This window comes from Cyanobium sp. LEGE 06143, assembly GCF_015207535.1.
Classification (GTDB): domain Bacteria; phylum Cyanobacteriota; class Cyanobacteriia; order PCC-6307; family Cyanobiaceae; genus NIES-981.
The window spans coordinates 1-5,407 of record NZ_JADEWP010000178.1 but is presented as its reverse complement, the minus strand read 5'-3'; the positions used below and the strand labels follow the sequence as shown (position 1 = coordinate 5,407).

8 protein-coding genes are annotated in these 5,407 nt (G+C 68.9%); 4 read left to right on the top strand and 4 right to left on the bottom strand.

Going from position 1 to position 5,407, the window contains the following annotated elements:
* The coding region (gene thyX, locus IQ216_RS11425; protein WP_193815553.1) for an FAD-dependent thymidylate synthase at positions 1-519 on the top strand (519 nt) is incomplete at its 5' end.
* 19 nt (positions 520-538) lie between these two features.
* On the opposite strand, the gene dcd is transcribed toward thyX, so the two are convergent.
* Together dcd and IQ216_RS14760 are read right to left on the bottom strand one after the other, a co-directional pair.
* Entirely contained in the window at positions 539-1,132 is a 594-nt protein-coding gene (gene dcd / locus IQ216_RS11420) for a dCTP deaminase (protein ID WP_186697375.1), read from the bottom strand.
* Positions 1,133-1,143: 11 nt separating this feature from the next.
* Positions 1,144-1,434, bottom strand: a complete 291-nt coding sequence (locus IQ216_RS14760; protein ID WP_370566724.1) for a cob(I)yrinic acid a,c-diamide adenosyltransferase — start codon at positions 1,432-1,434, stop codon at positions 1,144-1,146.
* Positions 1,435-2,008: 574 nt separating this feature from the next.
* Between IQ216_RS14760 and ntcA the strand changes: the two genes are divergently transcribed.
* From ntcA to IQ216_RS11400, 3 genes are read left to right on the top strand one after another with little or no spacing between them, the layout of a single operon-like run.
* Complete coding sequence (gene ntcA, locus IQ216_RS11410) at positions 2,009-2,674, top strand: global nitrogen regulator NtcA (RefSeq protein WP_370561853.1); 666 nt, start codon at positions 2,009-2,011, stop codon at positions 2,672-2,674.
* Between the two features lie 56 nt (positions 2,675-2,730).
* A complete protein-coding gene (locus IQ216_RS11405) occupies positions 2,731-3,969 on the top strand; it encodes a DUF3084 domain-containing protein (RefSeq protein ID WP_193815552.1) in 1,239 nt (412 codons plus the stop codon).
* Positions 3,966-4,412 carry a resolvase gene (locus IQ216_RS11400; RefSeq protein WP_370566723.1) on the top strand — a complete coding sequence of 149 codons (447 nt, stop codon included), beginning with the start codon at positions 3,966-3,968 and terminating at the stop codon, positions 4,410-4,412. Before IQ216_RS11405 ends, IQ216_RS11400 begins: the two co-directional genes overlap by 4 nt.
* Here the strand turns inward: IQ216_RS11400 and IQ216_RS11395 are convergent.
* On the bottom strand, positions 4,409-4,666 hold the full coding sequence (locus IQ216_RS11395; RefSeq protein ID WP_186697379.1) for a DUF3146 family protein: 258 nt from the start codon (positions 4,664-4,666) through the stop codon (positions 4,409-4,411). The genes IQ216_RS11400 and IQ216_RS11395 overlap by 4 nt on opposite strands.
* 4 nt (positions 4,667-4,670) lie before the next feature.
* Positions 4,671-5,306 carry an aminoacyl-tRNA hydrolase gene (pth, locus tag IQ216_RS11390; protein ID WP_193815551.1) on the bottom strand — a complete coding sequence of 212 codons (636 nt, stop codon included), beginning with the start codon at positions 5,304-5,306 and terminating at the stop codon, positions 4,671-4,673.
* Positions 5,307-5,407: the final 101 nt, after the last annotated feature.

Here is a 5,407-nt window from a genome sequence, read left to right as displayed (position 1 = left end):
ATCGTGCTCAACGTGGGCTGGTTTCCCCACTCGGTGATGCAGCAGGCACGCACCCACCGGGTGGGGGTGAGTTTTGATGTGCAGTCGATGCGCTACACGGGCGATCGCATCACCAAGGCCGCCAGCGGCGAGCTCGACCTGGAAGAGGTGTTCTACCTGCGCCCGCTCGGCAACTACAGCGACCGTCAGGGCAAAAAATATGCCTACAGCGCCGAACAGCGGGCCATCGACCTGGACCTCTGCCGCCGGGCTGCCGAGCGCTACGCCGAGCTGCTGGCGGCCGGCTTTGCCGAGGAGCATGCCCGCGGCATCCTGCCCTTCGACTACCGCCAGCACTTCGTGGTGAGTTTCACCCTGAGGGCGCTGCTGCACTTCCTTGATCTGCGGGCCAAACGCGATGCCCAGCAAGAGATCCGCGCCCTCTGCGATCTGATCTGGCCTCACCTGCAGTTGTGGGCCCCTCAGGTTGCCGAGTGGTACGAGCTCAGCCGCCTGCACAAGGCCAGACTGGCCCCCTGAGTGAGGCCCCAAGAGGGGTTCACACCCTGGCCAGGGTCACGCGTTCAGGTTGGTGTTGATACTTTCCTGCCCGGTCGCCGTAGGTTGTCTCACAGGGATCACCCTCAAAGAAGAGCAGCTGACAGATGCCTTCATCGGCATAGATACGGCAGTCAGCCCCTGAGGAATTGCTGAACTCCAGGGTGAGGTGGCCCTCCCAGCTGGCCTCGGCGGGAGTGGTGTTGACGATGATGCCCAGGCGGGCGTAGGTGCTCTTGCCCAGGCAGATCACCGTGATGTTGGGCGGCACCCTGAGGTGCTCAAGAGCCACCCCGAGGCCATAGGAATGGGCGGGCAGGATGAAATACCGCCCATCCGCATCTTCGTGCAGGGATGCGGGCTCCAGGTTGGCAGGATTGAAGCGCTTGGGGTTCATCACCGTTCCGGGCACATGGCGGAAGATGAGGAATTCCTGGGGCGAGAGGCGCAGGTCGTAGCCGTAGGAGGAGCAGCCGAAGCTGAGCACCGGACTGCTGGCCTGAGCGGGGTCGAGGTGGCGGACCAGCGTGCCCTGGAAGGGCTCCAGCATGCCGCCGGACGCCTGCTGCTTGATCCAACGGTCGTTCTTGAGCATCGGAGGCCGGCCTAACAGCCGCGGCGGAGCTGGGTGACCTGGTCAGCCAGGGCCATCAGCTCAGGTGCCATGGAGGGTCCGGTCAGAATGACATCCAGGTGGGGGGGGCGCTGCTCCAGGGTGGTGAGCACCTCCTGGAGGGGCAGGTAGCCCAGCTCCACGGCGAGGCCGAGTTCATCGAGAACCATCAGGTCGACGCTGCCGTGGAGCAGCTGCTGGCGACTGAAGGCCCAGACCTCCTGCACTGCCTCCAGGATCTCGCCGCCATGGGTTGGAGCCGGTTCGGCCAGGCAGGTGGCCACGGCCGGCCGCAGCCACTGGAGGCGGCCGCWGASYCASSRGCWSSCGGCWNGCCSMKGNNCCASCSCWSCSYWGRGNCANGCTGANCWCMSCCGCCACACTGCCCCGGAACGGGGCGGTGTGGACCTGGAGCATGCCCTCCGGCTGGGCCAGCCGGCGCAGCGGACGCACGGTCGCCGGAAGGGCCGCCGCAGGCAGAGCCACAGGGGCCACGGGCCGATGGGCCGTGTGCACAGCGGCCTCGGCAGGCGCGGAACCCACCACCTCGAGCCGGACTCCGGAACCGGGGCTGCTCGAGAGACTGGCGGCCATGGACCCTGCAGCGACGCAGGACTGAATGTAGCGGTCGCGTGGCGTAGCGCTGGGCACAACCACCACCTGTGGTGGGTCCACCCACACGCACGCCGGTGCGCCCGGACTCACCGGCCCCCAAAAGGTGCCTGTTGCTACATGGGGGGCCCCATCGCATCTATAGGGTCCGCCCATATGCCTGACCCAGCCATGGTTGGCGCCACACGCGGGTTCAGCCGTACGGCCAACACACCCAGCAGCGGTGCACCAGGGGTGGTGGGCGGCATGGGGGCCGCCGGCCAGGGCAACCAGACCCTGCTGGAGGTGATCCGGGCCCTGGGAGGCAGCAGCGTCGAGGCGATCGAGCGCAGCAAGACGATCTTCTTCCCGGGGGATCCGGCCGAGCGGGTCTACCTGCTGCGGCGCGGAGCCGTTCGCCTCTCGCGGGTGTACGAATCCGGAGAGGAGATCACCGTGGCGCTGCTGCGGGAAAACAGCCTGTTCGGGGTGCTCTCCCTGCTCACTGGCCAGCGCTCAGACCGCTTCTACCACGCGATCGCCTTCACCCGCGTGGAGCTTCTGAGCGCACCGGCCACCTCTGTGCGCAAGGCGATCGAACAGGACGCCAGCGTGGGCCTGCTGCTGCTGCAGGGGCTCTCCTCACGGATCCTGCAGACCGAAACCATGATCGAGACCCTCACGCACCGCGACATGAGTTCGCGGCTCGTGAGCTTTCTGCTGGTGCTCTGCCGCGACTTCGGCGTGCCGGGTTCGGAGGGCATCACCATCGACCTGCGTCTCTCCCACCAGGCCATCGCCGAGGCCATTGGCTCCACCCGGGTGACGATCACCCGCCTGTTGGGAGACCTGCGCAACGAAGGGCTGGTTCAGATCGACCGCAAGAAGATCACCGTGTTCGATCCGATCGCCCTGGCCAAGCGCTTCAGCTGACATCGGCCTGAAGCCCAGCGGCCAAGGCGGGATACTGGCTCCATACGAGGACACCTGTGTCGGGCTGGCTGCTGATCCTGGCGCTGCTGGTTCTCGGCGGCGTGCTCTCCGCCCTGGGCGACCGCCTGGGCAGCCGGGTCGGCAAGGCCAGGCTGAGTCTGTTCAAGCTGCGGCCGCGGCGCACCGCCGTACTGATCACGGTGCTGACAGGCAGCCTGATCAGTGCCATGTCCCTCGGGCTGATGCTGCTGGTGAGTGAGCGCCTGCGCACGGGACTGTTCGAGCTCGACCAGCTGGAGGAGCGGCTCAGTGGCACCCGCAGCCAGCTCGAGGCCAGTCGCCAGCGCCTCAGCACCAGCCAGGCGGAGGTGGCCCGGGCTCAGGCCGGCCAGCGCAAGGTGCAGCAGGAGCTGGCCCAGGCCGAGCGGCGGAGCGCCGCCCTGCGCAAGGAGTTGGCCCCCCTGCAGGCCCAGCGGGCCAGGCTGGAGCGCGACAAGGTGGCGCTTGAACAACAGAACCGGAGCCTGGAGGGTCAACGCGCTCGCCTCAGCGAGGTGGTGCGGGGCCGGGACGCTGAAATCCAGCGCACCGAGGCTGAACTGGCCGCAGTGCGGGAGCGGATCGCAGCAGGGGCCCAGGAGCTGCGTGAGCTCGAAAACAACCTGATCGCCCTGCGGCGCGGCGACGTGGTGATCACCACCGGCCAGTCCCTGGCCAGCGCCAAGGTGAAGCTGGAGAACCCCGGCCAGGCCCGGGAGGTGATCACGGCGTTGCTGCAACAGGCCAACCTCAACGCCTTCAGGCGCGTGCTGCCGGGGGAGGCGGTCGATCGGCAGATCCTGCTGGTGCCCAGCAACGACATCAGCCGTCTGGAGGGGCTGCTGGCTCGACCCGGCACCTGGGTGGTGAGCATCCTCTCGGCCGCCAACGTGCTGCGCGGCGAGAGACAGGTGCTGGCCTTCCCCGACCTGCGTCCGAATCGGCGGGTGGTGGCCGCCGGTGAGGTGATGGCCCGCACCACGATCGAGGCCGGCCTGCGCAGCCCCGACCAGCTGGCCCGCCGGCTCAACCTGCTGCTGGCGGCTGCCTATGCCCAGGCCCAGCGCCAGGGCACGATGGAGGATGGGCTGCAGTTCGATGCCGCCAGCTTCAACCAGCTCACCCAACGGCTGGCGGAGCGCCCAAGCGACGCGGTGGTGCAACTCGAGGCGGTGGCGCTGCGCGACGCCGACACCCCCGACCCGATCTCCGTGGAACTGAGGATTTCGGGCAACAGGGGGGCCGGCCGCCCGTGAGGGGGGCGTCGCTGCTGGCGGGGCTCGATCCCGGGCGCAGCAAGTGCGGGCTGGTGCTGGCCGATTCCAGGGCGTCGGTGCTGGTGCAGGCCGCGATTCTGGCGCCGGCGGAGGCGTTGGCCCTGCTGCGGCACTGGCAATCCCAGCAAGGCCTCACCCAGGTGGTGCTCGGCAACGGCACCGGCAGTGGCCCCTGGCCCGCCCAGTTGCAGGGCTGCGGGCTCGATCCCCATCCCGTGGATGAGCGGGGCACCACCCTGGCGGCCCGCAGCCGCTTCTGGGAACTGGAGGGGGCCGGCAGCTGGCGCCGGCTGCTGCCCCCGGGACTGCGCCTGCCCCCCCGGGATCTGGACGACGTGGTGGCCCAGTTGCTGCTGGAGCGCTGGCTCGGGCGCCCGCTCAGCCGGGATGACGTGCCGCTGCTGCGCCACTGGCCCGCCTAGAAGCGAGCGCGCACGGTGAAGGCGTAATCGCCGCCGGGTTCGAGCTGGTAGTCGGCCTTGAGCAGGAAGCGCAGCAGGGCGTCCTGGATCAGCGCCCGGCCCAGGGATGGCTCCACCTGCAGTTCACCCCGGTCGAAGGCCCAGCTGAAGGTCCAGTGGAAGCCACCGGCGCTCACCTCCCCCTCCAGCCGTCGATGGCTGAAGCTCTGGTGCAGCACCCGCAACTGGGCCGTGGTGAGGGGCAGAGAGGCCATCCGCTCAGGCTGGGGGGTGCTGGGGCTGAAAACTGTTCAAACGATTACCAGCCCGTTCCAGCCCCAGGCGCTGGATCAGGCCGATGCCCGCCTCCACCTCGCTGAGCACGTCCTCAAGGCAGGGCTGCTCTGCAGGAGAGAAGCGCCCGAGCACATGACCCAGAGTGCGGGCCCGACGCTCGGCTGGCGTGTCAGCCGGAGCACCGATGCCGATGCGCAGGCGCGGAAAGTCCTGACTGCCGAGGTGGCTGATGGTGCTGCGCAGGCCGTTGTGGCCACCGGCGCTGCCGCTGGCGCGCAGGCGCAACCGGCCCAGGGGCAGGTCCATGTCATCCACGAGCACGAGCAGCTGGGCGGGCTCCAGGGAGAACCAGCCGAGGGCGGCCCGAATGGAGCGGCCGCTCTCGTTCATGAAGGTCTGGGGCATCAGCAGTCGCAGGCGGCGATCCCCCTGGCCCAGATCCGCCAGCAGACCATGGAGTTTGCCCTGGTGGCGGAAGGTCACACCCGTTGCCGCGGCCAGACGTTCCAGGGCCATGAAACCCACGTTGTGACGGGTTTCTGCGTAGCGGGAGCCGGGGTTCCCCAGCCCCACCACCAGCTGCAGGGACGGACTGCTGGTGGCTGGCTCGACGGGCAAGGATGGCGCTGGAGGAAGGCTGGCGACCCTAGCCTCAGGCCGGCGGCTGGGATCAGATCCCGCCTGGCCCTGGCGCACTGCCGGGTTCAGGGGTCTGGGGC

What these genes read in the sequence shown, in the direction of transcription:
- dcd (WP_186697375.1), bottom strand. Translation starts at nt 1,132, where the DNA reads ATGCTCAAGAACGACCGTTGGATCAAGCAGCAGGCGTCCGGCGGCATG.
- IQ216_RS11395 (WP_186697379.1), bottom strand. Translation starts at nt 4,666, where the DNA reads ATGGCCTCTCTGCCCCTCACCACGGCCCAGTTGCGGGTGCTGCACCAG.
- ntcA (WP_370561853.1), top strand. Translation starts at nt 2,009, where the DNA reads ATGGGGGCCGCCGGCCAGGGCAACCAGACCCTGCTGGAGGTGATCCGG.